Annotated in this window: 11 protein-coding genes; 5 read left to right on the forward strand and 6 right to left on the reverse strand. The window is 67.7% G+C overall.

Annotation, left to right across the window (positions count from 1 at the left end):
* Positions 1 to 62: 62 nt before the first annotated feature.
* Positions 63 to 6,146, forward strand: coding sequence for a WXG100-like domain-containing protein (locus ACOCEP_RS34625; RefSeq protein WP_482333624.1), 6,084 nt, complete (start codon positions 63 to 65; stop codon positions 6,144 to 6,146).
* Here ACOCEP_RS34625 and ACOCEP_RS34630 read toward each other — a convergent pair whose 3' ends face one another.
* From ACOCEP_RS34630 to ACOCEP_RS34650, 5 genes are all read right to left on the reverse strand, one after another.
* Positions 6,147 to 7,241 carry a WXG100 family type VII secretion target gene (locus tag ACOCEP_RS34630; RefSeq protein WP_482333626.1) on the reverse strand — a complete coding sequence of 365 codons (1,095 nt, stop codon included), beginning with the start codon at positions 7,239 to 7,241 and terminating at the stop codon, positions 6,147 to 6,149.
* Positions 7,241 to 7,564 carry a hypothetical protein gene (locus ACOCEP_RS34635; protein ID WP_191259947.1) on the reverse strand — a complete coding sequence of 108 codons (324 nt, stop codon included), beginning with the start codon at positions 7,562 to 7,564 and terminating at the stop codon, positions 7,241 to 7,243. Before ACOCEP_RS34635 ends, ACOCEP_RS34630 begins: the two co-directional genes overlap by 1 nt.
* Before the next feature lie 657 nt (positions 7,565 to 8,221).
* Positions 8,222 to 8,986 (reverse strand): enoyl-CoA hydratase-related protein, encoded by a 765-nt coding sequence (locus tag ACOCEP_RS34640; protein WP_482333628.1) that lies wholly within the window; start codon positions 8,984 to 8,986, stop codon positions 8,222 to 8,224.
* 25 nt (positions 8,987 to 9,011) lie between these two features.
* Positions 9,012 to 10,301, reverse strand: a complete 1,290-nt coding sequence (locus ACOCEP_RS34645) for a ferredoxin reductase domain-containing protein (RefSeq protein WP_482333630.1) — start codon at positions 10,299 to 10,301, stop codon at positions 9,012 to 9,014.
* The gene (locus tag ACOCEP_RS34650) at positions 10,298 to 11,863 is read right to left on the reverse strand and encodes an amino acid adenylation domain-containing protein (protein WP_482333632.1); all 1,566 of its coding nucleotides are present in this window, start codon (positions 11,861 to 11,863) and stop codon (positions 10,298 to 10,300) included. The genes ACOCEP_RS34645 and ACOCEP_RS34650 overlap by 4 nt, the downstream gene beginning before the upstream one ends.
* Positions 11,864 to 12,332: 469 nt before the next feature.
* Here ACOCEP_RS34650 and ACOCEP_RS34655 point away from each other — a divergent pair, with 469 nt between their 5' ends.
* On the forward strand, positions 12,333 to 12,767 hold the full coding sequence (locus ACOCEP_RS34655) for a DUF6924 domain-containing protein (protein ID WP_482333634.1): 435 nt from the start codon (positions 12,333 to 12,335) through the stop codon (positions 12,765 to 12,767).
* Positions 12,768 to 12,796: 29 nt separating this feature from the next.
* A complete protein-coding gene (locus tag ACOCEP_RS34660) occupies positions 12,797 to 13,189 on the forward strand; it encodes a DUF6917 domain-containing protein (protein ID WP_482333636.1) in 393 nt (130 codons plus the stop codon).
* Between the two features lie 366 nt (positions 13,190 to 13,555).
* Here the strand turns inward: ACOCEP_RS34660 and ACOCEP_RS34665 are convergent, their stop codons facing one another.
* Positions 13,556 to 14,242, reverse strand: a complete 687-nt coding sequence (locus ACOCEP_RS34665; RefSeq protein WP_482333638.1) for an SDR family NAD(P)-dependent oxidoreductase — start codon at positions 14,240 to 14,242, stop codon at positions 13,556 to 13,558.
* A 243-nt stretch (positions 14,243 to 14,485) separates the two neighbouring features.
* Between ACOCEP_RS34665 and ACOCEP_RS34670 the strand changes: the two genes are divergently transcribed.
* Positions 14,486 to 15,103 carry a LysE family translocator gene (locus ACOCEP_RS34670; RefSeq protein WP_482333640.1) on the forward strand — a complete coding sequence of 206 codons (618 nt, stop codon included), beginning with the start codon at positions 14,486 to 14,488 and terminating at the stop codon, positions 15,101 to 15,103.
* 35 nt (positions 15,104 to 15,138) lie between these two features.
* Positions 15,139 to 15,996 (forward strand): hypothetical protein, encoded by an 858-nt coding sequence (locus tag ACOCEP_RS34675; RefSeq protein ID WP_482333644.1) that lies wholly within the window; start codon positions 15,139 to 15,141, stop codon positions 15,994 to 15,996.
* The last annotated feature ends 266 nt before the right edge of the window (positions 15,997 to 16,262 follow it).

Raw genomic sequence — 16,262 nt, forward strand, 5'->3', positions numbered from 1 at the left:
AGGCCATAAAATTAGGTAAGGCTGTGCTTACCTAACCAGGTGACGCGCGTCGAAGGTGCCCAGTGAGCGGGGGCGTCCGGTTACCGCCGGAGCTGCAGTCCTTCTTCCGGATTGGCCTGGGCATGGAATGGCCCGAGTCCGACGAGTCGGGCCTGCGCTCGATCCAGTCCGCATGGCAGGACTTCGCCGACGCCCTCGGCGCATACCAAGACGCGGTGGCGGTCGGCGCGAGGCTGGTCGACGACGCCATGGACGGCGACGTCGCGCGGGTCGGGTCGACGCGGTTGCGGAGTGACGTCTCGGCGGCACTGACCGAACTGGCCGAACGAAGTGAAGACCTCGCCGACATGGCGAAGACGGCGGCGCTCAACATCCAGAAGACGAAGATCATCTTCGTCGCGATGGCGGCACTGGCCCTGACCACCGTCATCACCTTGCTCTCTTCCCTGCTTTTCTTCCTCGTCCCAGCAGTGAAAGCGGCGGCACAGGTCGGGCTGCGGGCGGTGCTGCAGAAGCTCATCACGAGCATGACGAGCCTCACCGTCAAGCAACTCGCCGTCGCGACCGGGCATCTGGCCAAGAACGTCGCCATACTCGCGGGCACCGGCGGCGCGTTCATGGGCGGCCTCGACCTCGGTGTCCAAATAGGACAGATGCTGTTCTCCGACCGGGACGAGATCGACTGGTCTTCGGTCGGCTATTCGACGCTCGGCGGCATGGGCGGAGGTGCCGCCGCAGGGGTCGCCTACGGGGCGTCGAGAGGTGTCCGCGCGCTCGTCCGGAGCGAACGGAAGACCGGCGAGGTCTTCGCTCCCCGCACCTTGATCGCGGGCAAGCTGGGCGACGTGGCGGGCCAGGTGATCGCCACACCGGCAGGCAACGTCTTCGCCAATCTGGCGACCGGCGGCAAAGGCGGCGTCTGGGGAGGTTTCCTCGGCGCGGCAGGCGGTTCCGGCGGGCGAACGGCGAACAACGAAGGGCCGAAGCAGTACTTGCCCGCGTACAGCGACGCTCTGCCGCCAGGCCATCAGCTGCTCATCCCCGCACCCCGTGAAGAACCACCGCCGCCCGCCTACACCCGGGGCGATCGCGTCGCCGCCGAAGCGGAACGCGCCCGGCGGAAACTGGGCAAGCTCCGCCAGACCGACGCGGAGGAGATCTACGCGCAGGCCGCGCACATCGTTTCGCGGCACCACCGGATCCCGGTCATCCTGGACGGCGTCGCGACCGCTCCCGTATGGCAACTGCGGGAACTGATCAACGACGTCGAGGACGTCGTCGCCGAAAAGATCCACCACACCGACTCCAAGACGGCGGTCGCCAGTTCCTCGATTCTCGCGGACGAGCTCGGGACCCGGCGGACCACGGGGATGCCGGGCGGGGCCCCGGCGACCCGGTCCGAGTGGTATCCCGAGACCGAAGCGGGGCCTTCCAACAGCCGGCACGAGGCCGGGCCTTCGAATCACGCCGGTTCGAGTTCGTCCAGTACGGCCCTGGAATCCTTTCTGGCGCCCGACGTCGAACTGCAGCCCCTCGCCCCGCCACAGTCCGCGAAGACCGAACACGTGCGCACACTCGCGCGCGCCAACGGCGTGGTCGCCGCATCGGTGGACGGAACCGCGATCCGGGCGGACGTACGGCAGCTGCTCACGACCGCCGACGTTCCGCCCGCACGGACGGAACGCATCCTGGACGCGCTGACCGACCTGACGTTGCGGGACAACTTCAAGCTGTTCGCGCACGAGGGCTATGTCGTGACGGACGGGCACGGGCCGGACGCCGTCGAGCTGGTCGTCCGCGGCGGTCCGGCCGACAACACCGCGGCGGCCACGGGCGTCGGCACCGTCGGCTCGCCGGATCCGGCACGAGCGACCAACATGGTCTCCGGTGGCGCCTACGGCACCGCGACCCAGGACGCCGCTTCCGCCCCGCGACGGCAGGGCGCGCTCGCCGACCGTGTCTCGGCCCCGGTCGCGACCCCGCCGCTCACCTGGCGGACCATCGATCCCTCGATCGGCGTCAAGGGGGTCACGTCGCTGCCCGGCTGGCGGACCGCCGCCACCGACGAACTGCAGACCTCGTCCTCGGTGACCCCGCCGGACAACTGGACAGGCGAGTCGTTCGACCTGAAGCACACCATCACCCTCGCCCGGCCCGGCCTGCCGGACGAGAGCGCGCTGGGAACCCAGCCGGGCGGTGTCGGGCTGAGCGTTCCCGAAGCGCTGCATTACCTGCACCCGGTCACGGACGGATCCGGCGGGCCCGCCGGGCCGCGGGCCACCTTCCTCAGCGGCGATCGCCGGCTGTTCACCGCGATCGGGGACCTGCTGAGGCACGATCCCGCCTGGGCCGCGGCGATGAACACGCCCGGTTCGGCGCCGCGCACCGACCTCCGGTCACTCAGCGGCAGCGCGACGCTGTCCCAGGCAGGCGAAAGGCTGCTGAGCGGTGGCACGCTGTCGCGTAGCCTGCGGCTCCCGCGCGCCACCGGCGGCGCGCTCACCGCGGTCGTCGAACTGTCCGCCGTCATGTCCGACGCCCGTGACCACATCGCCAAGGCGCGATCGGAGGGCGACGCCGCCAAGGAAGGCACGGTGAGCGCCCAGGGCCGCGGTCACCGCGCCGAGACCTCCGCCACGGTCACGTCGCGAAGTCCGTTCGACGTCAACGGTTCGCTGGGATTCGGTTTCCTGTGGAGCATCCACGACAGGCCCAGTGAGATCTTCGGTGACCGGCTCGATTTCCGGTTCGACGTCAGCGGCTTCCGGTCCGCCGCGGAGAACCGTGAGACGACCCGCACCGAGGAGACCACCGCGTCGACGACCTGGGCCTCCACCGGGGAACTGCGGGCGCGGATCAGCGACGTCACCTACGACATCCGCGTCCGGTTCGACGACGGCCGCGAGGTGCGCGGCCAGCAGTTCGTCCCGGAGGGCCGGACCACATGGTCGGTGGTGGCGGAACCGGCCACCACCGACGGCGTCGCCACCGCCACCTTCGACCCGCGCAAGATTCTCGGCGCGGCGGAGACACGATTCCCCGGCGCCGAGAACGTCCGCGCCGAACTCGGCAGGCGGCTTCCCGAAGGCGTGCTGCGCACGCAGGACGGCCGCACCGGACACAGCTCTTCAGCCGACAACATCGCACTGCTGGACAGCCTCGTCTCCCCCGACGGCTTCAAGGCTCGCTCGGCCGACCTCAACGGCGACGGCCTGTCGTTCCTGCTCGTGCGGGAGACCCATCACCTCACCAACCGCTCCTCCGAGCTCGTCCACGTCCTCGTCCGTGCCGTCGGGGCGCCGTCCGGGCACCGCCACGGCGACGACGTCCGGGAGGCACCCCGGGACGGTCTGAGCGGTGAGGTCTCCGGCAAACGCAAGATCGAGCAGACGGCCTCGGTCGAAGGGTCCGTCACGGCCGGAGGAAGCGGCGGTCTCGTGATCGGCGCCGGTTCGGCGGCCATGGTGCGCAGCTACGAGCTGTCCGGGGGCGCCAACCGGTCGTTCGGCAACGTGTCGAAACAACTTGGCGTCACGAAGGAATCGGGACAGGGACACGGCTGGTCGTCCGCGGGCGTCACCGGTCATTCCCGCCACGTCGGATATCAGGTGACGATCCGCGAAGGTGCCCGGTCGACGACCTTCTTCGTGTCCGGAGGACTGGCCGAGACGACGGTGGGCGGCCGAACGTCGTTCGAGTCACCCGGCGCCGACGGCAACACCCCCTTCGCCAGGGTCGAAAGCGCCACACCGACCGCTCCGCGTGACTGGACACCGGGCACCTTGCCGGACCACTTCGCCGTCCACGGTCTCGACCTTCCCCCTGGGATCGCCGGCTACCTGGCGAACAAGATGTTCGACGGCCTCACGGGTCAGCACCTGGCGCAACACCAGCTCCACATGTTCGCCGGAAGGGACCGGCTGGCCGCCGATCTCGACCAGGTCGTGACCGGCACCTACCGGATGCCCCTGCACCGCTATGGCCGGAGCGAGGGCGACTTCGTGGGTTTCGGGGAACGGCTGGGCGAAGCCGGCCTGGCGATCGAGCTGTTCAATCCGCGCGTCGAAGGGCCGCCTCGGAAAGTCACCCTGACCTTCACCGCGAGCACCGGGACCTCCCTTTCCCACGGTGTCCAGCGAACCCGGGGCGGATACACCTACGGCAACGGCCGGACGGGCATCGCGGGAAACTCCCAAGGCAACCTGTACTCCTTCCCGCAACTGGGATACGGACGGTTCGGGAGCGAGTCCCACGGCGTCACCGACCGCGCCGAACACGAACGGTCCCGGCGCACGACCTACTCCGGTGACGCCTATCTGGTCACCTACGACGCCACCGTGCACCTTTCCGCCCGCGAGCACCGGCACTTCGGAGCAGGCCCCTACGACTCGACGACCTCGGGTGCCCCGGTCCACGCCGAAGCTCACCGGCGCGACACCGTCCAGCTCTGGGTCCCGGCCGAGGAGATCGGCCAGCTCGGACTGAAGACCGACGGTCCCGTCACCGCGTCCCTCACGGACGACCGGCTCCTGCGGCCCCACGCCTACGACCCGGGCGACGCGATGTCCGTGCGGCCGGAGACCACCTGGCGGCTGATCGGGTCGATCGAGCGGGGATTGTCCGAGCTGGTCACGCCCGCCGCCGCGCCGCCGTCCTGGTTCGCCCTGGCTTCGTGGGCGGGAGCGAAGGCCGGGCAGCTGGTCTTCGGGGCCGGTGACCGGCGAGCCGTGGACGCCCTGCTCACCCAGGTCCTGCCCGATCTGGCGCCCCGGCGGCTGGAGGAGCTGATGCCCCGGCTCGTCGCGGGTGGCCGGAGCTGGAACGACTCCTTCGCGGGCCCTCTCGGCGCCACCGACATCGAACTCGTCCTCAAGGCCCGGGTGCTGCCCGGTGTCTTCGAGCGGACCACGGAGGGCTGGTCGGACGTGCTCACCGCACGCGACGCGAAGTCCCAGGACCAGGTCCACGCCGAAACCGTGTCCCACAGCGCCAACTTCGCCTTCCGTATGCCGCTGTACCTGCCGCACAAACTGATCCGCGGCATCAACCCGTCGGGCCAGAGCGGTCTGTCCGGCAACACGACACTCACCACGACGGAGACCGGCAAGACCCAGACGACCGGAACCGCGACCCTTTCCGGTGACGCGGCTGTCTACCGGCATGACGTCGAGTTCACCGTCGAGCTGCGCCGGACGGCGCGTCTGGGCCGGGCAGTCCGTTCGTTCACCGGCGGCCTGACCGACTTCTTCACCGGGACCCCCACGCTGTACCGGGCACCGGACCTTCTGCTGCCGGATTCGGCACGAAGCCGCACCCTCGTCGCGGAAATCGGCGAAGAGGTTCCCGCCGGTGTCATCGGATCCTTACCCGCGAAGGCCTACGTCGATGTCTTGGGTGGTGCTGTCGCCAATGTCGTGACGGACATCCTCGAAGGTGTGCAGGTCGCGGAGGAGACCGGCGCCCAGCTTCCCCGGGTGCCGTCGGAAGCGGCCGCCGCCCGCGACGTCTTGGCGAGCGCCGTTTCCCCGGAGGCCCTCGCCGCCGCACTCCCCGAGGCACTGACGAACGCGGGCCACCGGATCGAAGGGCTGGACGCGGACCCGTTCTACGCGGCAGGCTTCACCCAGCGGAATCCGTTGTCGGCCTTGGTGATCCGCGCGGAACTCGCCGAAGCATGGGTTCGGCCTTCGGCCAAGGACGCCGCCGAGATCGCGGTCACCGAGGTCGAGGATCGGTCAGTCCGTCAGGACACCACGACCGGGCCGATGTGGAGCACCCTGTTCGGCACGCTCAACGCGAGTCTCTTCCCGAAGACGGCCACGGCGGGCAAGAGCATCGCGGAGGGGCTGATCCCCGGTACCTCGCTGGTCGACCTTCCGGAGGTCCGGGCGGTCGGGCCGGTGCTGGGCTGGATGAACACCACGGGCGTCGGCTCCAGCGGAGTCGTCTCGGAACAGACCGGGAAGACGACCGGCCCGCTGTACCGGGTTCGCGCCCAGGTCACCTGGCGGATCACCCCCGAGTACCGGGGTGCCGCACGGGCGGACTGGACCAGGGAAAGGACGGCTTCCGAGCTCGTCTCGTTCCGGACCGACGCCGACGGCCTGCGTGCGATCGGCCTGCGCGCGCCGGATCCGGAGCCGTGATCACCGCCCTGATGCGACTGCCGCGTCCGGATGCGCGGCGTTCCACTGCTTCTCCGATTCCTGCCAGGCCGCTTCCGCCTGGCTGCGGATGTCGGTCATCTGCCGTCCGAAGGTGATCGCGGCCTTGTCGGCCAAGCCGACGTAGTTCGAACTGCTTTTCGCGTCACTGAGCGACTTCAGCACCCGGAACGTCTCCGGATGGTGCTGTCGCATCCAGTGTTCGAGGAATCGTGCCTTACGCCTCGGGTCGGCGAGTCCGTGCCCCGCGAGCCATTGTTCGTGCTTCTTCAGCCACGGAGCTTCGAAGTTCGCCAGCGCGGAACTGGAGGGGGCCGGCGGGCGCGGGTTCGCCGCCGGCGCGGGAGCCGCCAGCTCGTCGAGTCGGCTCGCCGAGCGGCCGCAGAAGCCCCGCAACAGCGAGATCTTCGCGAGCGTACTGGTGACCCCGAGCGCCGCGAGCACGACGCAGCGGGTGGTGCCCATGACCAGCGACGCGCCGAACGTGAACGGCGCGAGCGCGAGGGCCACCACCACGGTCGCGATGATGTCGCCGAGGACCGAGGTGATGATGTCCCGTACCAGCGCGCGGACCGCGGCGATCACCGCCATGGTCGTCTCCACCACGTACCCGGCCGTTTCGATCGACTCGCTGACCGAGTCCAGCCGGGTGCGGAAGGCGGACAACACGTCGGCGAAGGACTCCGCTGTCTCGCCTTCCCAGTCGCCCGTCGCGGTCCGGGTGGCCTTGTCCAGGTCCTCGGCGGCGAGGCGGACGTCCTCGGCGTGCCGGTGCAACCGGTCCGCCATGGCCTTGATCTCGGGTGGGTCCCCGGCGAGCAGGTCCAACGGCGCCCGGAGGAAAGCTACGTGCTCGATGAGCCAGCCGAGACCGGCCGCGATCAGCTTGCCCAGTGGGTCAAGCACCATGGCGGCGGTGTCGAGGGTCAGTGCGACGACACCGATCCCGAGCTCCGCCGCCACCACCGCCTGATCGCGGTCGTGCGCCTGCCTGATGGTCGTCGCGAGATAGTTGCCGGTGTCGACGATCCCGGCTCCGGCCGACCAGGTGGCCGGGTCGATCTGCAGCTGCCCCATCAGCGCCACGCGAAACGGGCGAACTCGGCCGCGTTCTCCTCGTCAGTGCGTTCGACGTCGTGCGCGGCGTCGCGGACCGCACCAGCGAGCTCCGAGATCCGGGTGGCGAGGTCGGTCACCTGGTCGCCGAGCCCGGCGAGGGCCACCCGGCAGGGAACACCGAGCGCCTGGGCGGCGAAGACACCGAACGCGCCGACCTGTCCACCGCCGAGCCCGGAGATACCCCTGGCGACGCCGGTCAGGTCGGCGGAGGTCACGGATTCGAGGTGACGGGCGTACCGCTCGAGTTCGGGCACGTTCGCGGAAAGCAACGACGTGGTCATGCCATCAGCATGGCGCGGGAATGTTTCCGTGCGTCCGGTGACGGATTAACCGGAGCTGAACGACACGTGCTCATCCCGATTCGAAGGTTTCTGCACAAAGGGTATTCCCTCACGAACATGGATCAGGGTCCTGATGAAGTCGCGTAAGCGGAGGTTGTGAGTGGCGATTCGGCTGCCGGCGGACTCGTATTTGGTTACCTACCGGGTCTGTCACGTGGTCTACCGCTGGACGTGGTCGCCGCGGCTTTGGTCAGCGCAGTGCACGTTGCGAACGTGGCTTTCGCAACACCACCACCCCCAACCCAACGGCCCCGGCAGCATCGCGCGTCGCGAAAGCCACTTTCGGGGCACCTGACGTCCCGAAAGTGACTTTCGCGACACCGCACAATGAGCCCAGGCGGTCGCCACAGCCTCGATCAACCCAGCGCACGTTGCGAAAGCCACGTTCACAACGCTGAAGGTTGCGAACGTGGCTTTCGCAACACCACCACCCCCAACCCAACGGCCCCGGCAGCATCGCGCGTCGCGAAAGCCACTTTCAGGACACCACACGTCCCGAAAGTGGCTTTCGCGACACAGCAAGATGAGCCCTGTGAAATGCCCCGGCCTCCGGACCGCCCCCATCCCGAAACCACCCATACACAGGTCGGTCGAGCGTCAACGTCCCTCGAAAGACGGCTTCCGCTTCTCCAGAAAAGCCTGCATTCCTTCTTTTTGGTCGGCGGTGGCGAACAGCGAGTGGAACACGCGGCGTTCGTATCGGATACCGTCCGCGAGCCCCGTCTCGAGTGCCCGGTCGACACAGTCACGGGCCGCCATCGCGGCGATCTTGCCGTACCCCGCGATCCGGGTGGCGGCCTCGGTGACCTCGGCGAGGAGCGTGTCCGCCGGGACCGCCCGGGAGATCAGGCCGATACGTTCGGCTTCCACCGCGTCGATCAGCCGTCCGGTGAGGATCAGGTCCATCGCCTTCGCCTTGCCCACCAGCCGGGTGAGCCGCTGGGTGCCACCGATACCGGGGATGACCCCGAGGGTGATCTCGGGCTGGCCGAATTTCGCGGTGTCGGCGGCGATCACGAGATCGCACATCATCGCCAGCTCACAGCCGCCACCGAGGGCGAACCCGGAGACGGCCGCGACCTTGGGCGTGCGCAGGGCGGCGAAGGCTTCCCAGCCCCCGAAGTAGTCCTCCGACACCATGTCGGAGACGGTCTTGCCCGCCATCTCGGAGATGTCGGCGCCTGCGGCGAAGGCGCGCTCCGATCCCGTGATCACGAAGCAGCCGACCTCCGGGTCCTCGTCCAGGGGCTTCAGGGTGCCGACCAGTTCCTCCATCAGCGCGGTGTCGAGCGCGTTGAGAACCTTGGGGCGGTCCAGGTGTGCCCAGACCACTCGCCCGGCGCGTTCGAACCTCACTCGCATGATGTGTCCTTTGTGGTTGGTCGGATCAGGAATCCCAAATGGCGCCGTAGGCCGGAATCCCCCGGCGTTCGAGACCATGGACGACCTGCCAGGTGAGTTTCTTGTTGGAGATGCAGATGACCGCTTCGGCGCCGAAATCCCGGTACGCGGCATAAGCCAGCTCGACCATGTCCGGTTTCCCGTGCGCTCCGGTGTCCCAGATCCGCGCATGGGGCTGCACGGCCAGGATCTCGTCGACCAGTCCGTCCCCGTAGGTCACCCGCGGGTTCCGGGTCGCCCAAACCAGGAGCGCCGGAACCTCCTGTGCGAGCAGGTGCGGCAGGCAGGGCCCGATCCCGCTGCCTGTCGCCACGTAGACGACCTTGCGGAACAGGGTCTCGATGTTGGCGACACCCGCGGTCGTGATTCCCTTCACCCACACATGCGACGGCATGTCGTCGATGAACTTGCCCGTCCAGTCTCCCGCGCGCGAGATGGTCAGCCGGAAACCGTGCTCGTCCGGCGCGGGGATGTTGGCGAAGGAGTGCCATTCCCGCAGGGGTGACCGGCTGATCGCGGTGGACGATCCGGCGAAGGGTTTGCGGCCGTGGGTGAACCGGGTCAGCGCGACATGCGACGACGGCCGTTCGATGGAGACCGGGACCCGGCGCAACCGGGTCCACGGTGCCGCGATGGCCACGGTGAGCACGATCAGCGCCCAGAACTGCGGCGCGGTGAGCAGCGGTTCTCCACTGTGGACGATCCGGGTCACGACCAAGGCCCACAGCAGAATCAGGGTCAGCCATCCGCCGAAGCGGTGCGTCAATTCGAACCGGTTGTGGGATTTGACGCGCATCTTCGGCATCGCCGTGACGAGGATCCCGACGAGCAAGGCCGTCAAGGTGTAGGCCAGCACCAGCACCGCCGTCGGCGCGCCCTGCACGGTGGCCAGCACGACGAAAGCCGCGAACCACAGCGATCCGACCACGGAGCCGCCGACGTGGAGACCGCCGAAGTGATACACCTTGCCCAGCGTCCAGCGCACCTTCAGCGGCCAGGTCACCGGCGCGGCGGTGGCGAGCCGGAACAGCAGGTTGATCAGGCGCTGACGCCGGATGAGCACGGCGAGCGTGAAGTTGGCCAACGAGGCGTCGGCCGCGAAATCCGCGGTGATCCCCCCGGGTAGCGCGAAGCCCAGCACCACCAGGTTGATCACCAGGACCGAGACGGCCAGCCGGTTGTGGTGCATCAGCATCGGATGTTTGAACATCCGGCGTAGCGGCGGGAGCGGTTCCGGGAGCACGATCTTCCCCGTGTGCTCGCCCAGCGCGGTCATCCTGCGTTCTCCTTGTTCCGTGCCAGGTCCGTGAGCAGCCGCTTGTCGATCTTGCCCCGCGACGTCATGGGCAGCTCTGGCACCGGGTAGACGACTTCCGGTGTGCAGTAGTAGGGCAGCGTCTCGGCGACAGCGCGCCGGGCGGCCTCGGGATCGACCGTCGCGGGCTGCACGAACGCCACCAGGGTCCGGCTGTCGAGTTTCAGCGTGACCGCCCTCGTGCACCCGGGCACCTGCTCCAGTACCGCGGACACCGAGTCGAGTTCCACCCGGAAGCCACGGATCTTCACCTGGTCGTCGGTGCGCCCGAAGTGCTCCAGCTGCCCGTCGGGCGTCCAGCGCGCCAGATCCCGGGTGCGGAACATCATCCGGCCGCCACCGAGGAACGGGTCCGGCGCGTAGCGCGCGGCGTTGAGGTCGGGGTTGGCCAGGTAGCCCGCCGAGACACAGTCACCGCCAGCCCACATCTCGCCGATCTCCCCGATCGGGCAAGGCCGGCCGGCCTCGTCGAGGACGTAGACGGTGTTGTTCGGCAAAGGTTTGCCGATGGTGAGCAGGTCGGCGTCGGGCCGGTGCGCCTGCATCGTGTTGACGATCGTCACCTCGGTAGGCCCGCAGCCGTTGTAGAACGTCTTCGTCCGCGCCCAGCTGTCGGCCAGCGGCCGCGGGCAGGGCTCCCCGGCGACGGCGACGGTCCGCACCCGTTCGCACCGGTCCGGATCCAGCGAGGCGAGAATGGTCGGCGTCGCGACCAGGACGTCCACCCGGCGAGCCGTCTCCTCGATGTCGTCGCCGCGGATCAGCAGGGTGCCGCCGTGGGTGAGGCAGCCCAGGATCTCCCATGCCGCCATGTCGAAGGCGATGCTGAGGATCTGCCCCACCACGGTGCCCGGCCGGATCCCCAGGTCACCGGGCTCCGAGTGAAGCAGATTGACCACGTTCGCATGGGTGACCACGACACCGTTGGGCATCCCTGTCGTGCCCGAAGTGAACAGGACATAGCAACCGCGCTCGGGCGGAACGTCGACGTTCACGGGCGCGAAGTCCCCGCATTGGTCCATGAACGAGTCGATGTCGAGGCTGGTCTGTCCACTCGGGAGTGTCACCGGCACGTCGGACTGCGTGAGCACCAGCCGCGCGCGCGTCGTGGCGAGGATGTGCTTCAGGGCGACGGGACGGGTGACACGACCGTCCTGGGGAACGTAGGCGGCCCCCGCCTTCAGGCTCGCCAGGATGCCGACGACCATCGGGATACCCCGTCGCAGGACCAGGGCGACGTTGTCCCCCACCCGCACGCCTCGCGCGACGAGATGGGCGGCCAGCCGATCGGCCTGCCGATCGAGGTCTCCGTAGGTGAGAACCCGGCCCTCGTGTTCGACCGCGATCGCCGCCGGATCGACGGCGGCGTGCCGCTCGATCGCCTTGTGCACCGCTTCGCGGGGAACGGCGCGAGCGGGTCCCCATCCGTACTGCCGGAAAAGCCGGCGATCCCCGGCGGGCAGACCTGCCGATTCCAGCAGGACGTCGGCCGATCGAGCCTGGGAATCAACGACTGATGTCATGATGAATTCGCCTCATTCTTGAACTCGCCGACAAGTGAAGTTGTCGCCGGCGCTGAGGTTCGGTCGGCAGGTTCAGCAGACGCTCCAGCAAGATCACTAATTCGGGACGGCTTGATCCTGGCACGGGTCACCCGGCGTAACCGCCGCTGATGTCCGAACTTCTGGCAGAACTGCACTCTTTGCCGTTGCGGCCCGGCCGACCTGGCCGGGACCACTGTAGTGCTCACAAGCTTCTGGCCCAGCAGCGAGAGACTGATCGCCCCCGACATGGAGAAGGCACCCGACAGGCCCCGACCTTGCTTACGCACAGTGATATTCAGCGGCCGGGGTTCGTGAAGAAATCCCCTCTACCTGCTCGACATTCCCAGGCCGAATGCCTTTTGCGCACCGGCCACGGTGCTACAAATTCTCGCCGCGGCGATCCGCTGGAACCCGCGACCGGAACCGACGATGGGACGGGAGTTTCCACATGCTGCCGAGAGGCCGCGGCACTCTGGTGGTACGCACGAATTTCGCGGACCAATGGGCCTGGGACGACCTCTGCGAACTCGTTCGCCAGCGGGCGCGGGACGTCAGTTCGGCGAAGGTCCGGCTGGTGGACGATCCCGACTACGACGGCGTCACTACGGAGGATCTGCTGGACCTCCTGCCCGCGAAATCCGGGTACACGCATCTCGGCGTCGCGGACAAGCTGATCTGGCGGCAGGAGACCGCCGCCCGCGAACACAGTCTTCTGGTCGTGGATCTCCACCGCCACCGGGAAATCTCCCGCCTGTCCGCCGCCGCCTTCGCCGAATCCCTCGTCTCGACCACTCCGGACGAAGGCTCGCGTGGTGATCGCCGAGGCGAGGTTCTGCCGTTTCGCGAGCGGCGATTTCCGAGCCGATCCGTAAACCCGCTCTGACCTGTCGAACCACATCGAAGGGAGCGCCGTTGCGGGACAACGGATCGAAGCGCGAGGTCACCGGCACACTGGTCAAAGTGCTGGCACACCATCGGGACGACCAGGGCATGAGCCTGGAACCGTTCACGAGCCGATGCGTCCGCACCGGCGAGATCCACGAGCTTGTCACCACGACTCACACCGACCCTGGGGCGCCGATCGACGACGTCGGCTTCCTGGGCTTCGCCGAAATCGACCGGGCCGGCGTGCTCGACCAAGGTGACGAAGTCTGGATCGGCACCAAACTCCTCGGCACCGTGCTCGGCTTCGACGCCTCCCATTTCCCCGACCACTATGCCATTCTCATCCACAACGGCCGGACGATCACGGGCGAAGACATCGGTCTCGAACCCGAACAGCAAGTGCGCTTCCGCGCCTGGTGACGAGAAGACCTGGGACGTACGTCGCGCATCGACGAACGTCGTGAGTGGCAAGTGACGTTCTATTGAGGGGTAGGGCAAAGGTGTCCTGTCGAACGAGACGACGGGGACTTTCCCCGCATCGCGTGAGGGAATGTCCCCTTCGCCGCGGGTCTTGCGGTCGTCGTAGGTGACGGGGCCCGAAGGTGTCGCGAAAGCCACTTTCAGGACACCTGACGTCCCGAAAGTGGCTTTCGCGACACCCGAGGCCGACGCACGGCGAGCGAGACAACACGCCACATTGGCCTTAGCCTCAATAGAACACTCTTTGCCACTCACGACCACCCCGACCCGCTGTACCGCCACGTCCCGTCGGTTTGTTCGAGGAATTCAGGCGAAGCCTCCATCGACGGTCAGGTTCACCTTGTTGAGCCCGCGGTTCTCCAGCAACATCACCGAGGCCTCGACGACCTCGCCCATGGTCACTAGCCGGCCGGAGGGCGTCTGGGCCCGCACGCCTTCGAGCAGGTCGGCCGCGCCCGCCCAGTACGGGCTGTCCCCCACCACGCCGGGATGGATCGCGTTGACCCGCACGGGCGCCACCTCCGCGGCGAGGGTGCGCACCATCCCCAGCACTCCAGCGTTGACGATGGAAATGTTCGTGGAACCCGGGTACGGCCGGTCCTTGGCCATCCCACCGAAGAGCAACACCGAACTCTCGGGGGTGAGGCGATCCAGCAATGCGTGCACGACGGTCGTGTAGCCGACCAGCTTCATCGTGACGAGATCGACCGCACCGCCGACGTCGTAACCCTTCACCGAATTCCGGTCACGCTGGATCCCGACGAGCGCGAGCCGATCGACCGGCCCGACCTCGGCCAGCGCAGCGGTAATACCTTGCGGCTCGGCAAGGTCGACGGCGACGCCTCGTACCGTCCCGCCGATCTCGGCGGCGACCTTCTCCGCCCGTTCGGCGGCCCGCCCGGTCACCACGACGGAGTGCCCGCGCCCCGCGTAGTACTCGCCCAGTTCACGGCCGATCCCGGAAGTACCACCGATGATGACGATATTCGACAACTGTCCGGCTCCTCACTGATTCCCGCAGATGCTCGGACGGTAGACGGCCTTGTCCGCCGGGGCCTACCGCTCGTACCACGCCCTGGAACGGCGCCGACGGTCCACCGCCGGGGCGCCCCCTTCGCGAGTGAAATCCCTACTGTTCTCCAGCATTCACCGATAATCGTGAACTCACCCTTAAAATGGGGAAATGTCAGCCTCGTCGACACCGAGCTTCCCCCACTCGTCCATTTCGGTTTTCACGTGTCCCTGTTCGGCACGGTAGGCGCGACGGTCGGGATCTATTTCGCCGCCGCGGTCACCCCCGGACCCAATCTCCTCTACGTGGCGCATACCGCCTCGGCGACCTCCCGCAAGTCCGCCCTGATGGCCGCGATGGGTGTCGCTTCAGGAAGTACTACGCTGGCCGGGATCTCTGTTCTGCTAATCGGAGATCTCCTACCCGAGCAGGGAGCGGCGTACCGCCTCTTGCGGTTGACTTGCGGCCTCTACCTGAGCTACTTGGGGCTGCGAATCCTCCGCAGTTTACGTACCACCGACCATTCCGAGCCGGACCCGGTCGCCCACTCCGGCTCGCGCGTATATCTGCGAGGAATACTCACCATCGTCACGAACCCGAAGGCGATGCTCTTCTTCGGCGCGTTGACAGCGACCGTGTTGCCTCTTTCCGTGCCACTGACCACCCGTATTTCCGCGGTCACCGCGCTGGCACTGTCCGCGTTTTCGTGGTATTGCCTCGTCGCGATCGCTTTTTCCAGCGAACCGTTCCAACGGCTGTATCGCCGGATCGTCTTCCCGATCGACCTGCTGTCGGGATGCTTCTTCCTCGCGCTGGGCCTGTACCTGGCGTTCGCTCCCTGAAGTCCACTTCCAACGCCCGCGAAGAAAGATGACCGATGAAATCGGATTCCGAGCCCTTGCGATGGGCCACCCGAATAGTCACCCGCGACCACGACGGCGAGATCGCCCGAGGTCTACTGGACAGATATCGCGCGGTCCACCGGTCCCCGGCGATCGTCTCGGCGATGCTGGATCTGGCCGCGGGCTGGGACAAAGACCCTCTCGAAGCGAAGCGCGTGTTCGAGATGAAACGCTCGGAGTGGGAGGACGAGGGCGGCTTTCTGGAGAAACTCGGCACAGAGGAGATCGGGAGGTGGATCCTCTCGGATGACTACGTCGTCGCCGAAGCCGCACCGCACCTGGCGGAAGACGGTGGCCGGTTCGAAGCCGTCGCACAGCGGGTCTACCGGCTACCCGGGAGTGATTGGATCATCCCGGTACTCGATGCCCCGGGAAACGAGATCTACGACCGCCAGCTGTACGACGAGATGGCCGAGTCCGGCCCACTTTCCACGGCCTCGTTCGACTACGGCGGGGTCTTGCCGGAATGGGCGGGGCAGGGAGCGGCGGGGGCCGCCAGGCACACCGGATTCACGGAAGTGATCCGGCGATGCGCCGAGGCCGAGATCCGGTTCCTCGTCGGCTGGATCTACTCGATCCAAGGGCTGGTCCTGCACGACCCCGTCGACCGAGCTGTTTTCGGCGACCGATTGGCTTTGGAGAGGTTCGCCCAGCCGCCGATCGTCAACCGGCGATCGCTCGAAACGAACATGGGAAGCCGGAGGCTGCCGGCCACCCTTCTCGGCCTTCGGCGTGACACCCCTCCGGTACCGGTGGTTCACGGCGAACGCCGCTACGGCCTCGACGTGCATTGGTACGTACTGGCGATCCCGGTCCGGTCGTGCGCCCCGTGAGGTAAGGCGACCTGACCGGATCTCGCGTGCTCAGACCCGGATCTCGCGTGCTTGGAGACGGAACTCGCGTGTGCGGCATCCAAGCACGCGAGTCACGTCTCCGAGCACGCGAGTCACGTCTCCAAGCACGCGAGTCACGTCTCCAAGCACGCCGTTCGCGGCGAACGGACCCGCCGGCAGGAGCGTTCCGTCCGCTGGAACGTCCGTTGGCGGGCGGGTCGCGCTCCGCCCTAAGGTCGGCCACCTGAATCCGGCCCGTGCACGAG

Source organism: Amycolatopsis sp. CA-211722 (assembly GCF_056828465.1).